Consider the following 23,846-nt stretch of genomic DNA (forward strand, 5'->3'; position numbering starts at 1 on the left):
CGAGCGGAAATGACGACGAGGAAGACGGAGCCGCCGCGCTCCGGTGAGGCCGAGGCTCTCCGCCTGGACGACAACGATCCGGGGCACCGGCACCTGTTCCACGTGCCCCCGGCCGACGGCGGGCGCTATCCCGATGCCGCGTACCTGGCCGGTAACTCGCTCGGCCTGCAACCGACGGCCACCCGCGCGGAACTGCTGGCCGACCTGGACGCCTGGCGCCGGCTCGGTGTCGAAGGCCACCTGGAGGGGGAACGGCCCTGGCTGCCGTACCACGAGTTGCTGACCGCGCCGGCCGCGCGACTGGTCGGTGCCCGGCCCACCGAGACCGTGGTGATGAACTCGCTCACGGTCGACCTGCACCTGCTGATGGTCAGCTTCTACCGGCCCGCCGGCGAACGGAGGCGGATCGTCATCGAGGACACCGCCTTCCCGTCCGACAGCTACGCCGTGCGCAGCCAGGCCCGGTTCCACGGGCTCGACCCGGACACCACCGTGGTCCGGCTCCGGCCCCGCCCCGGTGAGGAGAACCTGCGCACAGAGGACATCACCGGGTTCCTGGCGGCCGAGGGGCACACCGTCGCGCTGGTCCTGCTCGGCGGGGTCAACTACCTCACCGGCGAGCTGATGGACATTCCCGCGATCACCGCCGCCGGCCGGGCCGCCGGGGCGGCCGTCGGCTGGGACCTGGCGCACGCGGCGGGCAACGTGCCGCTGGCGCTGCACGACTGGGACGTCGACTTCGCCGCCTGGTGCTCGTACAAGTACCTCAACTCCGGTCCCGGCGCGCTGGCCGGGGTCTTCGTGCACGAGCGGCACCACGGTGACCCCGCGCTGCCCCGCTTCGAGGGCTGGTGGAGCACGGCGGCGGACACCCGTTTCGAGATGACCCCGGTGTCCCGGCCGCCGGCCACCGTCGAGGCGTGGCAGATCTCCAACCCACCGATCTTCGCGATGGGCCCGGTCCGCACCTCTCTGGAGTTGTTCGACTCGGTCGGCATGCCCGCGCTGCGCGAGCGCAGCCTGCGGCTCACCGGCTACCTGGAGCGGCTGCTGGACGAGGTGACCGTCGACCGGCCGCTGAAGGTGATCACCCCGCGCGACCCGAGCCGGCGCGGCTGTCAACTTTCGGTACGCATCGCCGCGGGCAGCGCCAACGAGCTGACCAAGCGGCTGCGGCACGAGCACGGCGTGATCGCCGACGCCCGCGAGCCGGACATCGTCCGCTTCGCCCCGGTGCCGCTCTACTCGACGTACCACGACTGCTGGCGGGTCGCCGACGCGCTGGCCGCAACCGTGGAGGCCGCTGTATGAGTGAACGCGATGAGATCGCCGTGGTGGGGGCGGGGCTTGCCGGTTGCCTGCTGGCCTGCTACCTGGCCCGTCGGGGCTACCCGGTGGCACTCTACGAGCGGCGGCCGGATCCGCGTGTCGGGACGCCCGAGCGGGGCCGCTCGATCAACCTGGCCCTCGCCGATCGGGGCCTGGACGCGCTGCGCCGGATCGGGCTGGAGGAACAGGTGCTGGCCGACGCGCTGCCGATGCGCGGCCGCATGATCCACCCGGTGGTGGGGGAGCCGCAGCTCCAGCCGTACAGCGCCTCCGGCGACCTGGCGATCAACTCGATCGGCCGGGGTGCGTTGAACAACACCCTGCTGGAGGCCGCCACCAAGCTGCCCGGGGTGCGGGTGGCCTTCGACCACCGGCTGGTCGGGCTCGACCCGGCCACCGGCGAGATGACCTTCGAAACCCCGCAGGGCACGGTCACCGCGCACGCCCAGGTCGTGCTCGGCGCCGACGGCGCCGGTTCGGCCGTACGCGGGCAGCTGCTCGAACACGACCTGCTCACCGAGAGCGCCGACTTCCTCGACTACGGCTACAAGGAACTCACCATCCCGCCGCTCGGCGGTGACTTCGCGCTCGACCCCGGCGCCCTGCACATCTGGCCGCGCGGCACCTCGATGATGATCGCGCTGCCGAACCCGGACCGCTCCTTCACCTGCACGTTGTTCTGGCCCACCCACGGCACCGCCAGCTTCGCCTCACTGGGCAGCAAGGCGGCCATCGAGCGATACTTCGCGCAGCACTACCCGGACGTGCCGCCGCTCGCGCCGACCCTGGTCGACGACTACCAGCACAACCCGATCGGCCTGCTGGGCACGGTGCGCTGCGACCCGTGGCAGGCCGGCGGGCGGGTCGGCCTGCTCGGCGACGCGGCGCACGCCATCGTGCCGTTCTACGGCCAGGGCGCGAACTGCGCCTTCGAGGACGTGGTGGAGCTGGACCGCTGCCTGGACGAGTGCGCCGACGACTGGTCGGCGGCGCTGCCGCTGTTCCAGCAGCGCCGGCAGGACAACGCCGAGGCGATCGCCCAGATGGCGCTGACCAACTTCGTGGAGATGCGGGACAAGGTCGCCTCGCCCGTGTACCAGACCCGCAAGAAGATCGAGCACGCGCTGGAACGGGCGTTGCCCGGCCGGTACGTCTCCGAGTACGAGCTGGTCTCCTTCTCCACCCTCCCGTACGCGCAGGTGCAGCGCCGGGTCCGCCGGCAGTACCAGGCGGTCGGCGCGATGGCCGTCGGTGTGCTGGCGGCGCTGGCCGGTGCGGCGGTGGCCCTCGGCCGCAGGAGGCGCCGATGACCCTCTGGGATCCCCGGCTGATGAGCGGACGGGCACCGGACGGGCCCGGCCTGCTGCGCAACTTCGTCGGCGGCGAGTTCGTCGACACCGGCACCCGTTTCACCAAACGTTCTCCGGTGACCGGCGAGCCGGTCTTCGAGGTGGTCGAGGCGTCGGAGTCCGTGGTGGACGACGCGGTGACCGCCGCTCGCGCTGCGCTGCGCGGCCGGTGGGGCCGGATGGGTGAACGGGAGCGCGCCGAGGTGCTGCGCCGGGTCGCCGACGAGCTGGAACGCCGCTTCGAGGACCTGGTCGCCGCCGAGGTCGCCGACACCGGCAAGGCCATCTCGCAGGCCCGCACCCTGGACATCCCGCGCGGCGCGGCCAACTTCCGGGCCTTCGCCGAGATCGTGGCGACCGCGCCGACCGAGTCGTTCACCACGGTCACCCCGACCGGCGGCCGGGCGCTCAACTACGCGGTACGCAAACCGGTCGGGGTGGTTGCCGTGATCGTGCCGTGGAACCTGCCGCTGCTCCTGCTCACCTGGAAGGTCGCCCCGGCCCTGGCCTGCGGCAACGCGGTGGTGGTCAAGCCCAGCGAGGAGACGCCGGCCTCGGCGACGCTGCTCGCCGAGGTGATGGCCGCGGCCGGCGTACCGGAGGGGGTGTTCAACCTGGTGCACGGCTTCGGCCCGGACTCGGCCGGGGAGTTCCTCACTCGGCACCCGGGCGTCGACGCGATCACCTTCACCGGCGAGTCCGCCACCGGCGGCGCCATCATGCGGGCCGCCGCCGACGGGGTGAAGGCGGTCAGCTTCGAGCTGGGCGGCAAGAACGCCGGCCTGGTCTTCGCCGACGCCGACCTGGACGCGGCGGTCGCCGGCTCGGTGCGTTCCAGCTTCACCAATGGCGGGCAGGTGTGTCTCTGCACCGAACGGATCTACGTGCAGCGGCCGCTGTTCGAGGAGTTCACCGCCCGGCTGGTCAAGCGCGCCGACGAACTGGCGTACGGGTGGCCGACCGACGAGGCGACGGTGAACATGCCGCTGATCTCGCACGCCCACCGGGACAAGGTGCTCGGCCACTACGACCTGGCTCGCGCCGAGGGCGCGCAGGTGCTCGCCGGCGGCGGGGTGCCACGCTTCGGCGACGCTCGCGACGGCGGCGCGTACGTGCAGCCGACCGTGCTGACCGGGCTCGACCCGCACGCCCGGACGAACACCGAAGAGATCTTCGGTCCGGTGGTGCACGTGGCCCCGTTCGACACCGAGGACGAGGCGTACGCGCTGGCCAACGGCACCGACTACGGCCTGGCGGCGGCGGTCTGGACCCGGGACGTGGGCCGGGCGCACCGGGCCGGCGCGCGACTGGACGCCGGCATCGTCTGGGTCAACACCTGGTTCCTGCGCGACCTGCGTACCCCGTTCGGCGGGATGAAGGCCTCCGGCATCGGCCGTGAGGGCGGTCTGCACTCGCTCGACTTCTACTCCGAACTCACCAACGTCTGCTTGGACATGTCATGACCGTCGATATCGAAGCGGCCAGCCGCGAACTCACCGAGGCCCGGGACAGCGGCAAGCCCTGCCCGCCGCTGCGCGGGCGGCTGCTGCCCGAGGGGGACGTCGAGTCCGCGTACCGGGTGCAGCAGCGCCAGGTGGGCGAGTGGCTGGCCGCCGGGCAGCGCCGGGTGGGCGCGAAGATCGGGTTGACCTCCCGGGCGGTGCAGGAGAGCCTCGGCGTGTACGAGCCGGACTTCGGGGTGCTCACCGACGCGATGGCAGTGCCCGACGGCGTCGAGGTCGGCCTCGGCCGGCTGCTCCAGCCCCGGGTGGAGGCGGAGGTGGCGTTCGTGCTCGGCGCCGACCTGCCCGACGACCGGGTCACCACCGCCGACCTGCTGCGCGCCGTGGACCACCTGCTGCCGGCCATCGAGATCGTCGACTCGCGCGTCGCCGGCTGGGACATCTCCATCGTGGACACCGTGGCCGACAACGCCTCCAGCGGGCTGTTCGTGCTCGGCACCACCCCGCGTCGCCTCGGCGACGTGGACCTGCGGCTGTGCGGGATGGTGCTGGAGCACGCCGGTGAGCCGGTGTCGGTCGGCGCCGGCGCGGCCTGCCTCGGCAACCCGCTGCACGCGCTGGCCTGGCTGGCCGGCACCATGGCCCGCGCCGGTGACCCGCTGCGCGCCGGCGACGTGGTGCTCTCCGGCGCGCTCGGCCCGATGGTGCCGGTGACGCCCGGCGCCGCGTACGAGGCCCGGATCTCCGGCCTCGGCTCGGTCCGGGCATGTTTTTCCAGGGAGGTCGCCCCATGACGGGTGTGGCGGTGATCGGGTCGGGCAACATCGGCACCGACCTGATGATCAAGGTGCTCCGGCTCAGCAGTGATCCCGACGGGTCGCGACTGCGGGACTCCGCTTCGCTGCGTTCCTCGCGCTCCCCGGCGAGCCTGCGGATGGTGGCCATGGCCGGCATCGACCCGGCCTCCGACGGGCTCGCCCGGGCCCGCCGGCTCGGCGTGGCCACCACCGCCGAAGGCGTGGACGGGCTGGTGGCGATGCCCGAGTTCGCCGACGTCGAGTTGGTCTTCGACGCCACCTCGGCCGGCGCGCACCGGCACAACGACGCGGTGCTGCGCGCGCACGGCCGCACGGTGGTGGACCTCACCCCGGCGGCGATCGGCCCGTACGTGGTGCCGCCGGTCAACCTGGACGAACACCTGCACGAGACGAACCTCAACATGGTCACCTGCGGCGGCCAGGCGACGGTGCCGATCGTCGCCGCGGTGCGCCGGGTCACCCCGGTGGCGTACGGCGAGATCGTCGCCTCGATCGCCTCCCGCTCGGCCGGGCCGGGCACCCGAGCCAACATCGACGAGTTCACCGAGACCACGGCCCGGGCGATCGAGGTGGTCGGCGGCGCCGACCGGGGCAAGGCGATCATCGTGCTCAACCCGGCCGAGCCGCCGCTGCTGATGCGCGACACCGTCTACTGTCTCTGCCCGGACGCCGACGCCGACCGGTCCGCCATCGCCGACTCGGTCGCCGCGATGGTGGCCGACGTGCAGGAGTACGTCCCGGGGTACCGGCTCAAGCAGGACGTGCAGTTCGACCGGGTGGACACCTACGTGCCGGCGCTCGGTCGGCACCTCACCGGATTGCAGGTCTCGGTCTTCCTGGAGGTCTCCGGTGCCGGGCATTACCTGCCCGCGTACGCCGGGAACCTGGACATCATGACCTCGGCCGCGCTGCGGACGGCGGAGCGGCTGGTGGCCCACCGTGCGGCGCAGGTCGCCGTGGCGGCCCGGAGCGACGGGGGGATCGCGTGACCGAGCTGTACATCCAGGACGTGACGCTGCGTGACGGCATGCACGCCATCGCGCACCGGTACACCGTCGACCAGGTCCGCACCATCGCCGCCGCGCTGGACGCCGCGGGGGTGGCCGCGATCGAGGTGGCGCACGGCGACGGCCTGGCCGGGGCCAGCGTCAACTACGGTCACGGCGCGGCGAGCGACGCCGAGTGGATCTCCGCTGCCGCCGAGGTGATGACCAACGCGAAGCTGACCACCCTGCTGCTGCCGGGCATCGGCACCATCGCCGACCTGAAGGCGGCCAGGGCGCTCGGGGTGACCAGCGTCCGCATCGCCACGCACTGCACCGAGGCGGACATCTCGGCCCAGCACATCTCCTGGGCCAGGGAGAACGGCATGGACGTGGCCGGCTTCCTGATGATGTCGCACATGAACGACCCGGCCGGGCTGGCCGCGCAGGCCAAACTGATGGAGTCGTACGGGGCACACTGCGTCTACGTCACCGACTCCGGCGGCCGGCTGCTGATGTCCGACGTGGCGCAGCGGATCGACGCGTACCGGCAGGTCCTCGAACCGACCACGCAGATCGGCATCCACGCCCACCACAACCTCTCGCTCGGCGTGGCCAACAGCGTGGTCGCCGTCGAGCACGGCCGGATCGCCGGCGACGGCCCGGTCGGATCGCCGGCCGGCCGGACCGTCCGGGTGGACGCCTCTTTGGCCGGGATGGGCGCCGGGGCCGGCAACGCACCGCTGGAGGTCTTCGTCGCGGTCGCCGAACTGCACGGCTGGAAGCACGGCTGCGACGTCTTCGCGCTGATGGACGCCGCCGACGACGTCGTCCGCCCGTTGCAGGACCGGCCGGTCCAGGTCGACCGGGAAACCCTCTCCCTGGGGTACGCCGGGGTCTACTCCAGCTTCCTGCGGCACGCCGAACGGGCCTCGGCGCGCTACGGGGTGGACGTCCGCTCGATCCTGGTCGAGCTGGGCCAGCGGCGGATGGTCGGCGGCCAGGAGGACATGATCGTCGATGTGGCGCTGGACCTCGCCACCGGCAAGGGGGAATCATGATCGGGCCGGACATCGCCGGCATCGCGCAGACGCTGGGTGCGGCGGCAGACAACGCCTCGCCGATCCCGCAACTGGCCGCCGAGACCGGCCTCGACGTCGACGCCGCGTACGCGGTGCAGGCCGCCCTGCTCCAACGCCGGCTCGACCGGGGTGAGCGGCTGGTCGGCCTCAAGATGGGGCTGACCAGCAAGGCGAAGATGGCCCAGGTCGGGGTGGACGAGGTGATCTGGGGGCAGCTCACCGACGTGATGCGGGTGCCCGACGGCGGCAGCGTCGACGTGGCTGCCTTCATCCACCCCCGGGTCGAGCCGGAGGTGGCGTTCCTGCTGGACCGGCTCCCCGAGCCCGGCGAACCGGTCGGCGACTTCACCGACGCGGTACGCGCCGTCGCCCCGGCGATCGAGCTGATCGACTCCCGGTACGCCAACTTCACCTTCTCCCTGCCGGACGTGATCGCCGACAACACCTCGGCCGCCGCGTTCGTGATCGGGCCGTGGTCGCCGGTGCCGAACGGGCTGGACAACCTCGGCGTGCTGCTGGAAATCGACGGGCGGGTGGCGCAGGTCGGCTCGACCGCGGCCATCCTCGGCGATCCGCGGCGCGCGTTGGACGAGGGGATCCGGCTGGCCGGGCGGCACGGGGTGCGGTTGCGCTCCGGCTGGGTGTTCCTGGCCGGCGCCGCCACGGCTGCTGTGCCGTTGCGTGCGGGTGCTCATGTGAGGGCGACTGTCGAGAAGCTCGGTACGGTCTCGTTCCGGAGTGTGTCGTGAGTGGTGACGGGGCTCGGGTGGTGGCGGGCAAGGCCGTGCCTCGGGGGGCGTTCCCGCACGTGAAGGTGGCGGGCGGGTTCGTGTTCGTGTCGGGGACGTCGTCCCGGCGGGCGGACAACACGTTCGCCGGTGTGTCGGTGGACGAGTTCGGCACGACGGACCTGGACATCCGGGAGCAGACGCGGGCGGTCATCGAGAACATCGGTGATCTGCTGCGCTCGGTCGGCGCCGAGTTGTCCGACCTGGTGCAGGTGACGTCGTACCTGGTCAACATGAACGACTTTGGTGGGTACAACGAGGTGTGGGCGGAGTTCTTCGACGCCACCGGGCCGACCCGAACCACGGTGGCCGTGCACCAGTTGCCGCATCCGCACCTGTTGATCGAGATGCAGGCCGTGGCCCTGCTAACGACAGGAGGCAGCCGTGAGTGAGATCGCCGAGCCGTTCAGCTTTCCCGGCTGGATCGCCGAGAACCAGCACCTGCTCAAGCCACCGGTGGGCAACAAGGAGATGTTCCCCGGCTCCGACGACTTCATCGTGATGGTGGTGGGTGGGCCCAACCAGCGCACCGACTTCCACGTCGACCCGTACGAAGAGTTCTTCTACCAGGTCAAGGGCAACATGCACATCAACCTGATGACCCCGCAGGGGCCGCGTACGGTGCACGTGCGCGAGGGTCAGATGTGGATGCTGCCGCGCAACGTGCCGCACTCGCCGCAGCGGCCGGAGCCCGGCTCGATCGGCGTGGTGGTCGAGCGGGTCCGTCCGGAGGGGACGCTGGAGAAGTTCCAGTGGTACTGCCCCGAGTGCGGGCACAAGGTGCACGAGGTCGAGTTGCAGGTACGCGACATCGCCGCCGACCTGCCCCCGGTCTTCGGCGCGTTCTACGCCGACGAGTCGGCGCGTACCTGCGACAACTGCGGCACGCTGCACCCGGGCAAGGGCTGATGGCGGGCCGGGTGTCGGCGGCGTCGCCCGTGGTGGACGTGCACACGCACGTCGTACCGAAGGGCTGGCCGGATCTGGCCGCAGCGTGCGGCGGGTCCGGCTGGCCCTGGCTGCGGGTCGACTCGGAGCGCGCCGCAATGATCATGGTGGGGGAGACCGAGTTCCGGCCGATCGGTGCCGAATGCTGGGACGCGCCGACCCGGCTGGCCGACATGGCCGCCGACGGCGTGGACGTGCAGGTGGTCTCGCCCACGCCGGTGTTCTTCAGCTACGACCGTCCGGCCGAGCAGGCGGTGCGGGTGGCCCGGATCTTCAACGACCTGACCCTGGAAGTGACCGCGGCCGGTGGTGACCGGCTGCTGCCGTTCTGCCAGGTGCCGTTGCAGGACCCGGACGCCGCCTGCGCCGAGCTGGACCGCTGCCTGGCCGCCGGGCACGTCGGCGTGGAGATCGGCAACCACGTCGGCGACCGGGACCTGGACGACGCCGGGATCGTGACGTTCCTGACCCACTGCGCCCAGGTGGGTGCCCCGGTCTTCGTTCACCCGTGGGACATGCCCGGTGGCCCGCGGCTCGACCGCTGGATGGCCCGGTGGCTCACCGGGATGCCGGCCGAGACGCACCTGTCGGTGCTCTCGATGATCCTCGGTGGGGTCTTCGACAAGGTGCCGCCGAGCCTGCGGATCTGCTTCGCCCACGGCGGCGGCAGCTTCCCGTTCTGGCTGGGCCGCGCCGACAACGCCTGGCACCGCCGGGGCGATCTGGTACGCGGTGCCTCCGCCGCCCCGCCCAGCTCCTACATCGACCGGTTCTACGTCGACTCGGTGGTCTTCTCGCCGCCCGCCCTGCGGCTGCTGGTCGACACCATGGGCGCCGACCGGGTGCTGCTCGGCAGCGACTACCCGTACCCGCTGGGCGAGCGTCCGGTCGGCCGGGTGATCCACGACGCCGACTTCCTCACCGAAGCCCAGCGTCACCAACTGCTCGGCGGCAACGCCCTGCACTTCCTGCACGGCAGTGAAGGAAGGGCCCCCTCTTAACGCCTGCTGTATGGAAGGGGCCCCCTGTTAACAGCCGGGCCAACAGCCGGGCGCCCCCCGACCGGCTAACAGCCGGGCCGCACCCGGCTGGCTAACAGCCGGGCCATATCGACCGGCGCGTGACGTGTGCAACCGACGCACCCTCGGGGCAGGATGGCGATATGGCCGAGCCGCACGACCTGACTGCGTTGGAGCAGGCCGCGGCGATCGCCCGTGGTGAGCTGTCCAGCCTGGAGCTGGCCGAACACCACCTGCACCGCGTCGACGCGCTCGGCGACACCGTCGGCGCGTTCGTCACGGTCACCGCTGAGCTGGCCCGCGCGGCCGCGCGGGCCGCCGACGCGGCGCCGGCCGACGAGCGTGGGCCGCTGCACGGCGTACCGACCGCGATCAAGGACCTGACGTTGACCGCGGGGGTCCGCACCACCTTCGGCTCGGCCGCGTTCGCCGACTTCGTGCCACCGGTCGACGCCGACGTGGTGCGTTTCCTGCGCGCGGCCGGTCTGGTCAGCCTCGGCAAGACCACCACCTCCGAGCTGGGCTGCTCGCTCTACTCCGAAGGGCTGGTGGCTCCGCCGGCCCGTAACCCGTGGGATCTTGCGTACACCGCCGGTGGTTCCAGCGGCGGCGCGGCGGCGGCGGTGGCCGCGGGCCTGGTGCCGGTGGCCCAGGGCTCCGACGGTGGTGGCTCGCTGCGCATCCCCGCGTCGCTGTGCGGCCTGATCGGCTACAAGCCCAGCCGTGGCCTGGTCTCCGGTGGCCCGCTCGGCTCCGGCGCCTTCGGCCTGCCGACCAACGGCCCGATCGGTCGGACCGTCGCCGACGTCGCCGCGCTGCTCGACGTCCTGGCCGAGCCGGTGCCCGGCGAGCCGTACCTGCCGCCCGTCCCGCCCCCCGGTGGCTACCTGTCCGCAGCCCGCGGCGCCGCACCCGGTCGGCTGCGGGTCGGCCGGTTCACCGCCCCGATGCTCGCCGACGAACCGGTCCACCCCGACTGCGTCGCCGCCGTGGACCGGGCCGCCGCGTTGCTCACCGCCGCCGGTCACGAGGTGGTCGAGGTGCCACCGCCGCTCGGGCCACAGGTCTGGCCGCTGTTCGAGGTCGTCTGGTACGTCCTCGCGCTCGCCCCGGTGCCGCTCGAGCGGGAGCGCGAGCTGCTGCCGCTGACCCGCTTCCTGCGGTCCCGGGGGGCCGGGATCTCCGCCGGCACCCTCACCGCCACCCTGGGCGAGATCCAGGCGCAGGTACGCCTCGGCGCCCGCCGCACCGCCGGCTGCGACGTGCTGCTCTGTCCGACCCTGGCGTCCCCGCAGGCCCCGATCGGCTGGTTCACCGAGGGACGTACCCCGGAGGAGGACTTCGACCTGCAACGGCGGTTCTCGCCGTACTGCGCGGTGTTCAACGTCACGGGGGCGCCGTCCGTCTCGCTGCCGGTCGGGGTGGCGGCCGAGGGACTGCCCGTCGGGGTGCTGCTCACCGGGCGGTACGGCGACGACGCGAGACTGGTCGCGGCCGCTGCGCAACTTGAGAGGTCCAGTGGCGGATGGGATCGCCACCCCGCAGTCTGGCGGAGCGTCGGCTCCGCTAACGTGAATGGCAGCGGAGTCGGGAGGTCATCCCGGTGACCAGTCACCCGATCCGGTCGAAGGTCTCTCTTTCCGCCTGGGGGCGTTGGGATTGTCTGTAACCGACACGTTGCTGGTCTTCGTCGGCATCCCGGCAGCCGTCGTGCTGGTGATCGCCGGCCTCGTCTACGGGGGCAGCGGCAGCGGTGGCGGCGGCGCCAAACGCTACCGCCCGGGCCGGCCGTTCGACTTCACGCCGGTCTGGTTCCTCGGCCGGCCGGAGGAGCTGGCCGACTCGGCCGGCACCGTGCTGGCAGCGGGGGCGCAGGCGCCGGCGCTGACCAGCCGGAAGCAGAAGCAGGCTGGCGTCGAGGCGCCGGCCGGTGGAACCGGAGGCGCAAGTGACCGTTGGTGAGAAGCAGGCCGAGGCCGGGACGGGACAGCCGCCCGCCGTGCTCGACGGGCCGTTCTCGACCCGCCAACTGCTACGCATCGACGAGGCGCTGCGGTTGGCCGACCGGTCGTCCGGCCTGGTCTTCTCGGTCTTCGTCGGCGGCCTCGACGAGCCGATCCGGGAGCACGCCGAGCGGCTGCACCGTCAGCTCGCCGAGCCCGACCGGTCGGTACTGATCGCGCTCTCGCCCAACCAGCGGCAGCTGGAGATCGTTACCGGGCGGTACGCCCGCAAGCGCATCCCGGACACGTACGCCAAGCTCGCCGCGCTGTCGATGGTGTCCGCCTTCGGCGGCGGTGACCTGGCCGGCGGCATCATCCAGGGCCTCGACCAGCTCGCCCGCTACGCCGGCAAGGGCTGAAGCGCCCGACGTACGACAGAGCCCGGCCCGCGTCGTGCGGGGCCGGGCTCTGTCGTTCGGGGTCGGGCTTTCGCGTGCCGTCGGTCAGGCGCTGCGGGCGTCCCGGGCGCGGGCCTTCACTGCGCGGAGCACGCCGTCGCGGCCCTCGGCAACCAGCCGGCGCAGCGGGGCCGGGTGGCCCTCCTGCGCCAGCCACTCGTCGGTGGCCTCGATCGTCTCGTCGTCGACCAGGTACGCCGGGTACGTCAGCATGACGAATTCCTGTGCCGGCTCGCTGTCCCGGCTGGCCCAGACCTGTCCCACCGCGGCGAAGTACCGCTGGCGGTACGGCGTGATCAGCTCGACCTGCGCCGGATGGCTGAAGCCCTGCAACAGTGCCCGGTTCCGCCAGTTCGGCAGCGCCTCGGGGCCGGTCAGCTGGGCCCAGACCGCGGCCTTGTTCTCCTCGGTCGGCACCAGCGCGTGCGCGTAGGCGGCCTCCCGCTCGCCGCTGGCGGTCTTGTCGTTGGCCAGCTCGGCCTCGATCTCCGGGGCGCCTGCGGCGCCGTTGGCCGCCAGCGCCTGCAGCACGCTCCAGCGCAGCTCGGTGTCGATGGTCAGCCCGGCCGTGACCTCCGTTCCCTCCAGCCAGCCGCGCAGGACCGCCAGGTCCTCCGGCGAGCGGGCGGCCGAGACGAAGGCGCGGGCCCAGGCCAGCTGGAAGCCGCTGCCCGGCTCGGCTGCGGCGAGGGCGGTCTTCGCGGTGCGGGCCAGCTCGGCCCAGCCGGTCGGCGCCCAAGCCGGATCGGCGTAGAAGGTGAGTGCGCTGCTGGCCTGGCGCAGGGTCGCGGTGACCAGGTTGATGTCCGCCTCGGCGGGCAGTCCGGCCAGCACCAGCGCCACGTAGTCGCGGGCGGCCAGCTCCCCGTCGCGGGTCATGTCCCACGCGGCGGTCCAGCACAGTGCCCGCGCGAGCGACGACTCGAAGCCGGCGATGTGCTGCACCACCGTCGCCATCGACCGCTCGTCCAGCCGCAGCTTGGTGTAGGTGAGGTCGTCGTCGTTGAGCAGCAGCACGTCGGCGGCGCGCACACCGGCGAGCTGGGTCAGCTCGGTCAGCTCACCGTCGATGTCGACCTCGTGCCGCTCGCGGCGCACCAGCCGGCCGTCGGTGAGGTCGTACAGGCCCACGCCGATGCGGTGGGTCCGCAGCGTCGGGTGCTCCGCCGGCGCCTCCTGGCGGATCGACACCCGCTGGTACGTGCCGTCCGGGCCGATGCTCAGCTCCGGCCGTAGGGTGTTGACCTGCGCGGTCTCCAGCCACTGCGCGGCGAACCGGCGCAGCTTGCGGCCGGAGGCGGCCTCCAGCTCGGTGAGCAGATCGTCAAAGGTGGCGTTGCCCCAGGCGTGCTTGCCGAAGTACGACCGCAGGCCCGCCAGGAACGGCTCCTCGCCCACGTACGCGACGAGTTGCTTGAGCACGCTGGCGCCCTTGGCGTACGTGATGCCGTCGAAGTTGACCTCGACCGCCTCCAGGTCCGGCATCTCGCAGTAGACCGGGTGGGTGGAGGAGAGCTGGTCCTGCCGGTAGCCCCAGTTCTTACGGATGGACAGGAAGGTCGTCCACGCGTCGTGGAACCGGGTGGCGTGCGTGTTGCACCAGTGGCTGGCCCACTCGGCGAACGACTCGTTCAGCCACAGGTCGTTCCACCAGCGCATGGTGACCAGGTTGCCGAACCACATGTGGGCCATCTCGTGCAGGATCGTGTTGGCCCGCTGCTCGTACTCGAAATCGGTGACCTGGGAGCGGAAGATGTAGTGCGTCTCGGCGTGGGTGACGCAGCCGAAGTTCTCCATCGCGCCGGCGTTGAAGTCCGGCACCCAGATCTGGTCGTACTTGGGCAGCGGGTAGCGCACCCCGAACTTCTCGTGGAAGAAGTCGAAGCCCTGCGTGGTGACCAGGTTCAGATCCTCGGCGTCGAGGTACTGCGCCATGCTCGCGCGGCAGAAGTAGCCCAGGTCGATCCCGTCGTGGGCGTACCGGACCTCGTGGTAGGGGCCGGCGCAGAGCGCGGTGATGTAGGTGCTCATCCGGACCGACTCGGCGAAGTGGACGGTCTTGCACCCCTCGTCGGCCGCCTCCTCCCGCTCCACCGGCATGTTGGAGATCACCTTCCAGTGCTCCGGAACGGTGGCGTGCCAGGTGTAGACGCTCTTCAGGTCCGGCTGGTCGAAGCAGGCGTAGACCCGCTGCGCGTCCGCGGTCTCGAACTGGCTGTAGAGGTACGTCTCACCGTCGACGGGGTCGACTGTGCGGTGCAGGCCCTGCCCCGAGTTGGAGTACGCGAAGTCCGCGTCGACGACCAGGGTGTTCTCGCTGGCCAGCCCGGTCAACGTCAGTCCCTTTTCTGCCGACCAGTCAGACAGGTCGACCGGGGTGCCGTTGAGCGTTGCCGAGCGCACCGACTCCGCCGCCACCTCGATGAAGGTGCTGGCGCCCGGCTCGGCGCAGTGGAAGCGCACCTGGGTGGTCGATCGGAAGGTCCGACCTCCGGCCGCGTGGACGGCGCTGGACAAGTCCAGACTGATGTCGTACCCGGTCACGTCGAGCAGGCGGGCCCGCTCGGTCGCCTCGTCCTGCGTCAGGTTGCGTACTCCCGGCAATGTTCGTCTCCATCCCGCTCTCGCCGTACGTCACGGTCGCGTCTTCGTCGACCGCTCGTGACGGCCGGTCCGCGCCTGAGTCTTCCATGTGTGACCAGCCGACGGTGGGCGAGGTCACGCTCCCACCTTCTGCCCCTACGGGCCCGTGTGGAGCAAGGATCGAGGAAGGATCGCAGTACGCCGACCGGGTCGGTGTCGTCGTTGCGAAGGGAGAGCACCGTGAACGAGCGAGCCGCTGTCGACATGTGGTTCGATCCGATCTGCCCGTGGGCGTGGATCACGTCCCGCTGGCTGCTGGAGGTGGAGCGGGTCCGCGAGGTCGAAATCCGCTTCCACGTGATGAGCCTGTCGGTGCTCAACGAGGGCCGGGACGTACCCAAGCAGTACCAGGACCTCATGCAGGAGGGGTGGGGCCCGGTACGCGTCTGCATCGCCGCGCAGCAGCGGTACGGCTCGGACGCCGTTGGCAAGCTGTACAGCGCCCTCGGTACCCGGATCCACCTCGGTAAGGAGCAGCTCGGTCCGGAGCTGTTCGCCGCGGCCCTCACCGACGCCGGGCTGGACCCGGAACTGGCCGCCGCCGCAGAGGACACCGGGCTCGACCCGGCGCTGCGGGAGAGCCACGAGGCCGGGATGCGTCCGGTCGGCACCGAGGTGGGCACCCCGGTGATCCACGCTCCCGGGCCGGATGGCCGGCAGGTGGCCTTCTTCGGCCCGGTGGTCACCCCGGCACCGAAGGGGGAGGCCGCCGGCCGGCTCTGGGACGGCGTACTGCTGGTCGCCGGCACTCCCGGCTTCTTCGAACTCAAGCGCAGCCGCGACGTCGACCCCATCTTCAGCTGAGGTGTAAGGAAGGGCCCCTTATTAACGCCTCGTGTATAGCAAGGGCCCCTTATTAACACCGCGCCGCCGCCTGAGCGCCGGGCCGCACTGATCGCCGCGGTGCGGCCTGGCGGTGGCGCGTTCGGTACGAGCGCAGCGTCACCGGCCGATTCGCGGGCTCGTTTGAGTGGGTGTCCCTAGCGATCCGGCGGGTCGCACCTGCCCGCTGGCCGCAGTCCGCAGCTGATGGAGGCGCCAAATGGCCAAGCATCGTGCCCCGGTTGACGATCTTCGGAATCGGGAGGAGTGGGCCGGGGCCGCCGCGTACCGGCAAGCGAACGGCTCCGCCCGGCGGGCATGCCAGCAGCGATTCCCGTATCCACCTCAGGCGTCGGCTCGACCGAGCGTGGTGGGCGTCGCCCGGGTGCCGGCCACCTCCCGACTCACTCCTCCCGACCGGCAGCTGCGCACCGAGCCGACGGGAGCGATCTCGCCAGTTGGCCCCGCCCTGACGTCCAGGCCCGCCGGCCGACATCGCCGAGTCGGCGAGTACGGCTGCTAGCGCCGGATCGGCGGGTGCGGCTGTTGACAAGCTGTTAATAAGGGGCCCTTCCTCTACCGCAGGCGTTAATAAGGGGCCCTTCCTTTCACCCACTCACCGACCCACCCAATGGACGGGTGAGGGTCCGGCGGCGGGGGAGTAGCGGGCGACGGTAGCGTGATCGGTCATGAGGGTCGTGCATCCGATCACCCGGGCCTGGATCACCACTGGCGGCACCGGTGCGCAGAACTACGACGAGTTCGCCGACGACGCGGAAATCACCGCGATCATCGAGGCGAACCCGCACAGTGCTCTCGGCATCGAGATGCCGCACCGGGCTCCGGAGAGCCTCGGCAAGTCCTTCGCCGACGCCCTCCCGGACGCGGTGAGCCGGCTCACCGAGGCGAAGGCCGACGGCAGCTACACGCCGGCCGAGCAGGTGGTGGTGCTGTACCGGATCAGCGCTCCGGGCGAAGCGCCGGCCTACGGCCTGTTCGCCATGGTCGACACCGATCAGATCTCCACCCGGGCTGACGAGCCGGGCCTGGTCATCCGCAACGAGGACGTCTTCATCGCCAAGGTGCGCGAGCGGGTCGCCCTGGCCGAGGCGCTGGGTCACCTGCTGTCGCCCGTGCTGTTGCTGCAGACGGCGCGGGGCGACGAGCTGCACACCGCGCTCGCGGCGGCCACCGACGCGGCCGGCGCCCCCGCCGCCACCGACACCGACCAGGCCGGGCGTACGCACGCCATCTGGCAGGTCGGCCCGGGCCCGGTCCAGGACGAGCTGACCGCCCTCGCGGGTGGCGGCGAGCTGGTCGTCGCCGACGGCAACCACCGCAGCCTGGCGGCGCAGACCGGCGGCCTGCCACGCTTCCTGGCGGTGGTCACCACGCCCGCATCGGTGGCCATCCAGCCGTACAACCGCCTGGTCAGCGAGCTGCCGACCACGCCGCAGGAGCTGCTCGACCGGCTGCGCGTCGCCGGGGCACAGATCACCCCGGTCGACGGCCCGGTCGAGGTCCCGGCGGCTGGCGGCACCGTCGTGCTCCAGCTTCCCGGTCAGGCGTACGCGGTGACGCTGCCGCACACCGGCGCAAGCCGGCTGGAGAACCTCGACCACGCCCTGGTCGAACGGTTGCTGCTGCGCGACGCCCTCGGGCTGGATCCGGGTGACAAGCGGATCACCTACGTCGGCGGCGACTACCCGGCGAGCTGGCTGACCGGTGAGGTCGAGGCCGGGCGGGCCGAGTTGGCCATCCTCATCGCGCCGGTGACCGTTGACGACTTCGTCGCGGTGAACCTGGCCCGGGAGAAAATGCCCCGCAAGAGCACCTGGTTCACCCCGAAGGCGCGGGGAGGCTTGGTGGTCGCCGAGTTGCCGGAGCGGGCATGACCTGGCGCCCGTCGTCCCCTCCGGCACCGCCCCGGCGGCACCCGGTTCGGCGGGCCTGACAGACTGCCACTTATGCGCGTCTACCTGGGATCCGATCACGCCGGTTTCGAGCTGAAGGTGCACCTGGCCAACCATCTGGCCAAGCAGGGCTATGAGGTGGTCGACGTCGGCCCGCATGCCTACGACCCCGAGGACGACTACCCGGCCTTCTGCCTGCACGCCGGCACCAGGGTGGTGGCCGACGCGGGCAGCCTGGGTGTGGTCATCGGCGGCTCGGGCAACGGCGAGCAGATCGCCGCCAACAAGGTCGCCGGGGTCCGCGCGGCGCTGGCCTGGAGCGTGGAGACCGCACAGCTCGCCCGGCAGCACAACGACGCGAACGTGGTCGCTGTCGGTGCCCGCCAGCACACCCTCGACGAGGCCACCGCCATCGTCGAGGCGTTCCTGACCACCGGGTTCTCCGGCAGCGACCGGCACGCTCGCCGGATCGGCCAGGTGGCGGAATACGAGAAGACCCGGGAACTGCCCGACCTACCCTGACCCTCCGCCCGGCCCGGGTCAGGGGCGGGGCAGTTCCTCGCGGGTGTGCAGTTGCGGCGGCAGGATCGAGGGCGCGGGCCGGGTCAGCGGCGGGGTAGTTCCTCGCGGGGTGTCCAGTTGCGGCGCACGATGACGATCCTTGCCGCCGCCTCGGCGAGATCCTCTTCGGTGGGTCGGGCGGCATCCCGAGCCCGCATCGCCGCTGTCACGCTCACCTGCGACGAGCCGGAGCCGACCAGCCCGCGGAGTCCCCGCTCGCTCTCCTCGGCGCCGTTGCGTCGCCCGCGAGGTGCGTCGCCACCGTCGTGCACCCCTGCGGTGGTCGCGGCCGCACCCGCGTTCCCAGCGCTGTCCTGCCCGCCGTGGTGCCGGTGCCGTCGCCGCCGTCGCCCCTCATCCCCCACCCTCCCGACAGTACCCGCCCCACCTCTCCCTCGCCCCACCTCTCCCTCGCCCCACCTCCCCACCTCGGCCACGCCCGCCCCACCTCGGCCACGCCCGCCCCACCGAACAACGGACGGCATTGCGCCGAGGCGGTCTCACGCCTGCGAGGCGTTCGGAGAGACCGGCACCCGTGCTGCGCTGTGGCCGTGGTCGTCTGCACCTCGATGCTCGCCACCGACGTCGAACCGACTTGCGCTTTGACCGCCCCCGCGATCTTGCACTTTTGGTCGCCGGTATTCCTGACTTCAGAGCTTTTACGGCGACAGAAAGTGCATGATCGGCGTGGCCGAGGTGGGGGCCGCAGAGGGCCCCGCCTCGGTCCAAGATCCGCCGAAGCGGGCCCAGGCCGGGGTGAGTGGGTCAGAAGACCTCCATGGCGGAGGCGGCGCGGTGCCAGGCGAAGGCGGGCCCGGCCGAGGCTAGGGCGCCGGGGTGCAGTTCGCGTACCCGACCGGCGTCGGCCAGCGCGGTGAGTTTGGCACCGCCGAGGAACAGTTCGCCCAGGCAGCGTACGTCGCAGGCCAGATCAGCCGGGCCGCTCGCCGGGGTGCAGACGGCGCTCTTCGGCCCGCCGAGCAGCCGCCACCGGCCGGTGTTCTCCGGCAGCAGTTCGTCGGTCACCTCGATGACCACGTCGACGTCGGTGGCGTAGCGCCGGGCGGCCAGCGCGGCCGGCACGTCCACCACGCGTAGCCACAGTGCGTCGACCAGCCGGGTGCCGAGCCGGCGTGGCTCGTCGACCAGCCGCAGCAGCGGCTCGTCCTCGGCAGCCCGCCCCCAGGACAACTGCCGGGTCAGGTCCATCGACAGCAGCATCCGCCAGATCGCCCGGTACGCCACCGGGCTGGTTGTCACCACCTCGTCGACGGTGACGGTGGACTTCGGGCCGGTGACGTCCCAGTCGGACTTGGTGCGGAACAGCCCGTACCCGTCGATGCCGTCGGGCCCCTCATGCAGCACCACCCGCCGCTCGGTAGCGCCGCCGCGCTGCGATTCCGGGTCGACCAGCACGTACCGCCACCATCGGTCGTCTCGAGCGGACCAGCCGGGCCGGTCGGCGCGGGCGCGGTCGTACACCCGGGCGAGGTCGGGCTGGCGGTCGGCGGGCCGGTCCAGCCGCAGCCGGCCCTCGTCGGTGGTCGGGGCGGGCATTCGCAGTTCGGCGGTCTCAGCGGTGATCAAGGCCCGCTGCGACGCCAGTCCGTAACCGAAGCGGGGGTAGATCCGACCCTCGCTGGCCCAGAGCACCGCGACCGGCTCCCGGCCGGCGTCGTGGATGTCCCGCAACTGCCGGCGCATCATCGCGGTGAGCAGACCCCGACGGCGATGGGTGGGTGCGACCCCGACCATGCTGACGTGGGCCGCCGGTATCCCACCGCCGGGCACGGTCAGCTCCCGGGTGAAGGCCGCGGTGGTCGCCACAAGATCCGCTCCGTCGCGTACGAGGAGGCCACGCTCCGGTTCGAAGATCGCGCGTTCGGCCTCGTGTGCCTCGGGCTCGACCTCGTGGTGGAACAGGAGGTTGAGGAAGCGATTCATCTCGTCGAAGTCTTCGACACCGGCGGTCTCGACGGGCAGCGAATAGGTTGTCACACCGGTCGTGTCTAACCGATCGGTGCGGCCGCGGCGACCCATTTGCCGGCTGGCTACCCTCGAAGTCTCCAGCGGTGACCGGTGGTCGCCGTCGGTCAAGGGGAGGGGACGAGATGGCCGACCAGACGCAGCCGTGGGCGGAACGGACCGTCGAGGTGCCGCCCGGTGCCGCAGTACCGCCGCAGCCCGATCCGTACCGGCGCGGTGTGGCATCGGTCGGGCCTCGGACGCCCACCGAGCCGTTCGCGACCGTGGAACACGAGCCGACCGGCACCGGCTGGCCGGGCGAGCCCGCCCCGCGTCGGCCGCTCAGCTGGCACGTGGCGCAGCTGAAGCGGGGCGGCGAGTGGAGCACGGCGGGCGGATTGTTCGCCTTCGTGTGCTGGGGCATCTGGGCGATCTCCGGCGGCGGCGACCTGGCCGGGCAGTTCCTGATCTTCGTCCTGAGCCTGCTGGTGGCGGTCGGGCTCTTCGCGCTCGCCCGGCTGCTGGGCCGGCTGGTGCTGGAACGGCAACTCGGCCGGATCCGGCGCAGCGCGCGTGGCGCCCACCTGGTCACCGCCGTCTTCCTGACCGGCCTGGGTATCGCCTACCTGCAACAGACCCAGTGGATCGTGGACGCCTGGAACTGGCTGACCAATTGAGCCCGCCGCCGGGCGGGTGGCAGCATGCCAACCCGCCCGGCCGGGCCGGTCGCGGCACCGCGACCGGAAGGTCGTCACTCCACCAGGACGCGCCTGCATACCCGGCCGCCGCCAGTTCATCCGTGGCCGGCTCCGGATCAACCCGTGGAACCGGGACGCCGAGCGGGTTGACCTCAACCGAACTTCAGGTTCTAGCGTTGCCGGATGAGCATGCTCGACGAGGCGTACCAGCAGCTCCGGCACTCCGGTCCGGAGCGCGACGGCTGGCTGTCCAACCACGCGCCGATGGCGGTGGAGGCGCTGGTGCGGCACGGCCACGAGGCAGAGGTGCCGCGCTGGCTCGACGGGTACGCCGACCGCCTGGAGGAGCGTCCGCGCGGCATCGCGCCGATCGTCGCCGACGAGTGGCGCGACCCGCTCGGTGACCCGGTGCGTACCGGCGACTGGCTCGACCACTTCGACCGGGAACTGGCCGACGAACCGTGGCGGGACGTGCTTGCCCGCTGGTGGCCGCGTCTGCTGCCCGGCATCGCGGCCGGCGCCACCCACGGCGTGATCCGGGTCGGTCACGCCGTGCGCGCACTGCTCGACCAGGAGACCGCCCCACGCGTCACCGAACTCGGCCAGGGTCTGGCCTACTGGGCGGCCCGATGGCAGCCGCTCGCACCGCCCGGCGCCGGGCCGTACCCGGTCACCGACCCGCGTACCGCGCTCGACGCGGTGCCCCGGGTGCCCGACCAGCGCGCCGGCATCCGAGCGCGCCTCGCTCAACTGGCCGAGCTTCCCCACTGGCCGGCCGCAGCCGGCGCGGTCCCCGAAACCACGGTGACCAGCGCTCTGTCCGACGCGGCGGTGGCCTGCGCGGTGCCTGACACCACGGTGACCAGCGCTCTGTCCGACGCGGCGGTGGCCTGCGCGGTGCCTGACACCGAGGAAACGGCCGGGGTCGACCGGGACCCGGAGGCCGCCGTACCCGAGCGGCTGGCCGGCATCGTGGCCGCCGCCGTGGCCCGGCACGGCACCCACGGGTACGCCAACCCGGTCATGCTCGTGCACGCCGCCACCGCGCCGAACGCGGTGCTGCGTACCCTGCCCGCCCTGCCACGGGTGCTCTGGGCGCCGAGCCTCGCCGCCGCCTGGGCGGCAACGGCGGCGGTCACCGCGGCGTACGCCCCGGCGGTGGGGCAGCTCGGGCCGCCGCCCGGGCCCGAGCTGGACGCCGCCGAGGTGATGCGGCGGGCGGTGGACTCCGGCGACGCCCACGCGATCAAGTTCGCCGATGCCGGCATCGAGACGTACGCCCGCTGCGGCGATCCCGGCCTGCTCGCCGCCTCGGTACGCGCGACGGAGCAGATCGCGGCCTGACGACCTCCGGGCCGGGACCCCGGGCATGCCTGTCGCCGGTTTTCGCCGTACCGTCGTCCAATGCAGGTGATCTCCGTGAACGTGGGCAGGCCGCGACCCAACCCGTGGAAGGAGGGGTTGGGGCTGACCGGCATCGACAAGCGGCCGGTCGAGGGCCCGGTGGCCGTGGTCGCGCCCGGCCCCAAGGGCACCGGCGAGGTCGGCCTGGCCGGCGACCGCGTCTACGACGTGGCCCACCACGGCGGCACCGACCAGGCCGTCTACGCGTACGCGCGGGAGGATCTCGACCGCTGGGCGGCCGAGTTGAGCCGAACCTTTGACAACGGCTCCTTCGGGGAGAACCTGACCACCGTGGGCATCGACGTGAACCGCGCTCTGATCGGCGAGCGCTGGCGGATCGGGCCGGACGTCGTCCTGGAGGTTGCCTGCCCGCGTATTCCCTGCGGCACGTTCCAGGGCTGGCTGGACGAGCGCGGTTGGATCAAGCGGTTCACGCAGGCCGCTGTGCCCGGCGCGTATCTGCGCGTGATCGAGCCTGGCCAGCTCCGTGCCACCGATCCGATCGAGGTCGTGCACCGGCCCGACCACCGGGTGACCATCGAACTGGCCTTCCGCGCGATGACCCTCGAACCGGAGCTGTTGCCGCAACTGCTGGTCGCCGACGCCCTGCCCGAGGAGGATCGGGAACGCGCCCGCCTGCGCAGCTCCACCGGGTAGCCGGGAACAGAGAACGCTGGAGCCAGCACTGGCCGCACCGGCGCATGAGCCCACACGTCGGTCAGCACCCGATCCGGCACGCGCCGGACCGTCGTGTTGCCGGATCCTGTTTCAATGACCGCCATGACGATCGATCCGACGATCGCCGTCGGCATCATCGCCGCGACGACAGCGCTGACGGGTTACCTGATCAGCAACGCCGCGACGAGACGTGCGGAACGAGCCCGGCGCTACGCGGAGGCGCTCGACGTGGTGGAACGCTACCGACAACTGCCGTACACCTTCTATCGATTGCACGACGGGACGCCCGAGACGCGGACCAGGCTGGCCGAGATGCTCGGCGAGACGCAGAAGTCGCTGTCGTTCCACCGCCGCTGGCTCACTCTCGAGTCCGCCGAGATAGGTGCCGCGTACGACAATCTGGTCGACAAGGTGCGAGAGCGCAACAGCGAGTTCCGGAAGGACGCGCTGTCCCGGCCGGTCCCCGCCACCGACGTCGACATCGAGGCGGGATACATCTACCTGTTCGACGACCGGGCGGAGCGCCTGGCGTGCATCCGCCTGATGCGGAAGAACCTCGCTCTCCTCCGAAACCTGCTGTAGCCCCGAATGCGGCTATTCCGCGAGATAGCCGGTGGCGGGGTCGATCTGGGCGAGGAAGTCGCGGATGGCCTGCTCCATCTCCGGTCGGCTCATCGTCGAACCGTCCGACCTGGAGAGCCCAAAGCCGTAGTCGTGCGGCCCGCTGAGCCAGTCGAAGTTGTACGTGCCGGGCACCGGTGACCAGACGCGGAAGTCCTGCCCGTCAACCGTCAGCATCAGCGAATCACTCTCGTCCGGTGTGGGCCGCAGATGCTCGGGCACCAGGCCCGGTTCCGGCTCACCCGACATGACCGCTCCCTCGCCACCGGCCGGAGAACCCGAGCCCCGCACCAGCCATGGCCCCGCCCGTTGGGGCCAGCCCCGACCGCCGGCGTGCCCTTTGCCAGATCCTGATTCGCCT

At 71.8% G+C, this 23,846-nt stretch carries 24 protein-coding genes; 20 read left to right on the forward strand and 4 right to left on the reverse strand.

The features are described from left to right. Window positions 1-9 precede the first annotated feature (9 nt). From kynU to Vqi01_RS13745, 13 genes are all read left to right on the forward strand, one after another. On the forward strand, window positions 10-1,311 hold the full coding sequence (kynU, locus tag Vqi01_RS13685; protein WP_204035145.1) for a kynureninase: 1,302 nt from the start codon (window positions 10-12) through the stop codon (window positions 1,309-1,311). Then, window positions 1,308-2,639, forward strand: coding sequence for an FAD-dependent oxidoreductase (locus Vqi01_RS13690; RefSeq protein ID WP_204035146.1), 1,332 nt, complete (start codon window positions 1,308-1,310; stop codon window positions 2,637-2,639). The genes kynU and Vqi01_RS13690 overlap by 4 nt, the downstream gene beginning before the upstream one ends. Window positions 2,640-2,659: 20 nt before the next feature. Further along, a complete protein-coding gene (locus Vqi01_RS13695; RefSeq protein ID WP_204035178.1) occupies window positions 2,660-4,141 on the forward strand; it encodes a 2-hydroxymuconic semialdehyde dehydrogenase in 1,482 nt (493 codons plus the stop codon). After that, complete coding sequence (locus Vqi01_RS13700; protein ID WP_204035147.1) at window positions 4,138-4,935, forward strand: 2-keto-4-pentenoate hydratase; 798 nt, start codon at window positions 4,138-4,140, stop codon at window positions 4,933-4,935. The genes Vqi01_RS13695 and Vqi01_RS13700 overlap by 4 nt, the downstream gene beginning before the upstream one ends. Continuing rightward, window positions 4,932-5,948, forward strand: a complete 1,017-nt coding sequence (locus Vqi01_RS13705; RefSeq protein WP_204035148.1) for an acetaldehyde dehydrogenase (acetylating) — start codon at window positions 4,932-4,934, stop codon at window positions 5,946-5,948. Before Vqi01_RS13700 ends, Vqi01_RS13705 begins: the two co-directional genes overlap by 4 nt. Next, window positions 5,945-7,003: a 4-hydroxy-2-oxovalerate aldolase gene (gene dmpG, locus Vqi01_RS13710; RefSeq protein ID WP_204035149.1), complete on the forward strand. Its 1,059-nt coding sequence runs from the start codon at window positions 5,945-5,947 to the stop codon at window positions 7,001-7,003. Before Vqi01_RS13705 ends, dmpG begins: the two co-directional genes overlap by 4 nt. Next, window positions 7,000-7,773 (forward strand): 2-keto-4-pentenoate hydratase, encoded by a 774-nt coding sequence (locus Vqi01_RS13715; protein ID WP_204035150.1) that lies wholly within the window; start codon window positions 7,000-7,002, stop codon window positions 7,771-7,773. The genes dmpG and Vqi01_RS13715 overlap by 4 nt, the downstream gene beginning before the upstream one ends. After that, window positions 7,770-8,204: a RidA family protein gene (locus Vqi01_RS13720; protein WP_204035151.1), complete on the forward strand. Its 435-nt coding sequence runs from the start codon at window positions 7,770-7,772 to the stop codon at window positions 8,202-8,204. The genes Vqi01_RS13715 and Vqi01_RS13720 overlap by 4 nt, the downstream gene beginning before the upstream one ends. Then, window positions 8,197-8,721: a 3-hydroxyanthranilate 3,4-dioxygenase gene (locus tag Vqi01_RS13725; RefSeq protein ID WP_204035152.1), complete on the forward strand. Its 525-nt coding sequence runs from the start codon at window positions 8,197-8,199 to the stop codon at window positions 8,719-8,721. The genes Vqi01_RS13720 and Vqi01_RS13725 overlap by 8 nt, the downstream gene beginning before the upstream one ends. Next, window positions 8,721-9,761: an amidohydrolase family protein gene (locus Vqi01_RS13730; RefSeq protein WP_204035153.1), complete on the forward strand. Its 1,041-nt coding sequence runs from the start codon at window positions 8,721-8,723 to the stop codon at window positions 9,759-9,761. Before Vqi01_RS13725 ends, Vqi01_RS13730 begins: the two co-directional genes overlap by 1 nt. A gap of 161 nt (window positions 9,762-9,922) precedes the next feature. Beyond that, the gene (locus Vqi01_RS13735) at window positions 9,923-11,386 is read left to right on the forward strand and encodes an amidase (RefSeq protein WP_204035154.1); all 1,464 of its coding nucleotides are present in this window, start codon (window positions 9,923-9,925) and stop codon (window positions 11,384-11,386) included. 52 nt (window positions 11,387-11,438) lie between these two features. After that, window positions 11,439-11,741, forward strand: coding sequence for an aa3-type cytochrome oxidase subunit CtaJ (gene ctaJ, locus Vqi01_RS13740; protein ID WP_443673816.1), 303 nt, complete (start codon window positions 11,439-11,441; stop codon window positions 11,739-11,741). After that, on the forward strand, window positions 11,728-12,141 hold the full coding sequence (locus Vqi01_RS13745) for a DUF5130 family protein (RefSeq protein ID WP_204035155.1): 414 nt from the start codon (window positions 11,728-11,730) through the stop codon (window positions 12,139-12,141). Before ctaJ ends, Vqi01_RS13745 begins: the two co-directional genes overlap by 14 nt. Before the next feature lie 84 nt (window positions 12,142-12,225). Here Vqi01_RS13745 and pepN read toward each other — a convergent pair whose 3' ends face one another. Then, window positions 12,226-14,784, reverse strand: coding sequence for an aminopeptidase N (pepN, locus tag Vqi01_RS13750; RefSeq protein WP_204035156.1), 2,559 nt, complete (start codon window positions 14,782-14,784; stop codon window positions 12,226-12,228). A gap of 243 nt (window positions 14,785-15,027) precedes the next feature. On the opposite strand from pepN, the gene Vqi01_RS13755 reads away from it, so the two are divergent. The 3 genes from Vqi01_RS13755 to Vqi01_RS13765 all read left to right on the forward strand — a co-directional run bounded on the left by Vqi01_RS13755 (window position 15,028) and on the right by Vqi01_RS13765 (window position 18,080). Next, window positions 15,028-15,627 (forward strand): mycothiol-dependent nitroreductase Rv2466c family protein, encoded by a 600-nt coding sequence (locus Vqi01_RS13755; RefSeq protein WP_372444356.1) that lies wholly within the window; start codon window positions 15,028-15,030, stop codon window positions 15,625-15,627. A 707-nt stretch (window positions 15,628-16,334) separates the two neighbouring features. Continuing rightward, a complete protein-coding gene (locus tag Vqi01_RS13760; protein WP_204035158.1) occupies window positions 16,335-17,540 on the forward strand; it encodes a DUF1015 family protein in 1,206 nt (401 codons plus the stop codon). Window positions 17,541-17,612: 72 nt separating this feature from the next. Beyond that, entirely contained in the window at window positions 17,613-18,080 is a 468-nt protein-coding gene (locus tag Vqi01_RS13765; protein WP_204035159.1) for a ribose-5-phosphate isomerase, read from the forward strand. Window positions 18,081-18,163: 83 nt separating this feature from the next. Here the strand turns inward: Vqi01_RS13765 and Vqi01_RS13770 are convergent, their stop codons facing one another. Together Vqi01_RS13770 and Vqi01_RS13775 are read right to left on the reverse strand one after the other, a co-directional pair. Continuing rightward, complete coding sequence (locus tag Vqi01_RS13770; protein ID WP_204035160.1) at window positions 18,164-18,484, reverse strand: hypothetical protein; 321 nt, start codon at window positions 18,482-18,484, stop codon at window positions 18,164-18,166. A 400-nt stretch (window positions 18,485-18,884) separates the two neighbouring features. Continuing rightward, window positions 18,885-20,117, reverse strand: a complete 1,233-nt coding sequence (locus Vqi01_RS13775; protein WP_275408796.1) for a GNAT family N-acetyltransferase — start codon at window positions 20,115-20,117, stop codon at window positions 18,885-18,887. 113 nt (window positions 20,118-20,230) lie between these two features. Here Vqi01_RS13775 and Vqi01_RS13780 point away from each other — a divergent pair, with 113 nt between their 5' ends. The 4 genes from Vqi01_RS13780 to Vqi01_RS13795 all read left to right on the forward strand — a co-directional run bounded on the left by Vqi01_RS13780 (window position 20,231) and on the right by Vqi01_RS13795 (window position 23,446). Further along, the gene (locus tag Vqi01_RS13780) at window positions 20,231-20,761 is read left to right on the forward strand and encodes a hypothetical protein (protein ID WP_204035162.1); all 531 of its coding nucleotides are present in this window, start codon (window positions 20,231-20,233) and stop codon (window positions 20,759-20,761) included. Between the two features lie 204 nt (window positions 20,762-20,965). After that, a complete protein-coding gene (locus Vqi01_RS13785) occupies window positions 20,966-22,126 on the forward strand; it encodes a questin oxidase family protein (protein WP_204035163.1) in 1,161 nt (386 codons plus the stop codon). A 60-nt stretch (window positions 22,127-22,186) separates the two neighbouring features. Continuing rightward, complete coding sequence (locus tag Vqi01_RS13790) at window positions 22,187-22,843, forward strand: MOSC domain-containing protein (RefSeq protein ID WP_204035164.1); 657 nt, start codon at window positions 22,187-22,189, stop codon at window positions 22,841-22,843. Between the two features lie 114 nt (window positions 22,844-22,957). Next, window positions 22,958-23,446 carry a hypothetical protein gene (locus tag Vqi01_RS13795; protein ID WP_204035165.1) on the forward strand — a complete coding sequence of 163 codons (489 nt, stop codon included), beginning with the start codon at window positions 22,958-22,960 and terminating at the stop codon, window positions 23,444-23,446. A gap of 12 nt (window positions 23,447-23,458) precedes the next feature. On the opposite strand, the gene Vqi01_RS13800 is transcribed toward Vqi01_RS13795, so the two are convergent. Then, complete coding sequence (locus tag Vqi01_RS13800; protein ID WP_204035166.1) at window positions 23,459-23,734, reverse strand: hypothetical protein; 276 nt, start codon at window positions 23,732-23,734, stop codon at window positions 23,459-23,461. Window positions 23,735-23,846: the final 112 nt, after the last annotated feature.

Origin of the sequence: Micromonospora qiuiae (assembly GCF_016863555.1) — a bacterium.
Lineage (GTDB): Bacteria > Actinomycetota > Actinomycetes > Mycobacteriales > Micromonosporaceae > Micromonospora > Micromonospora qiuiae.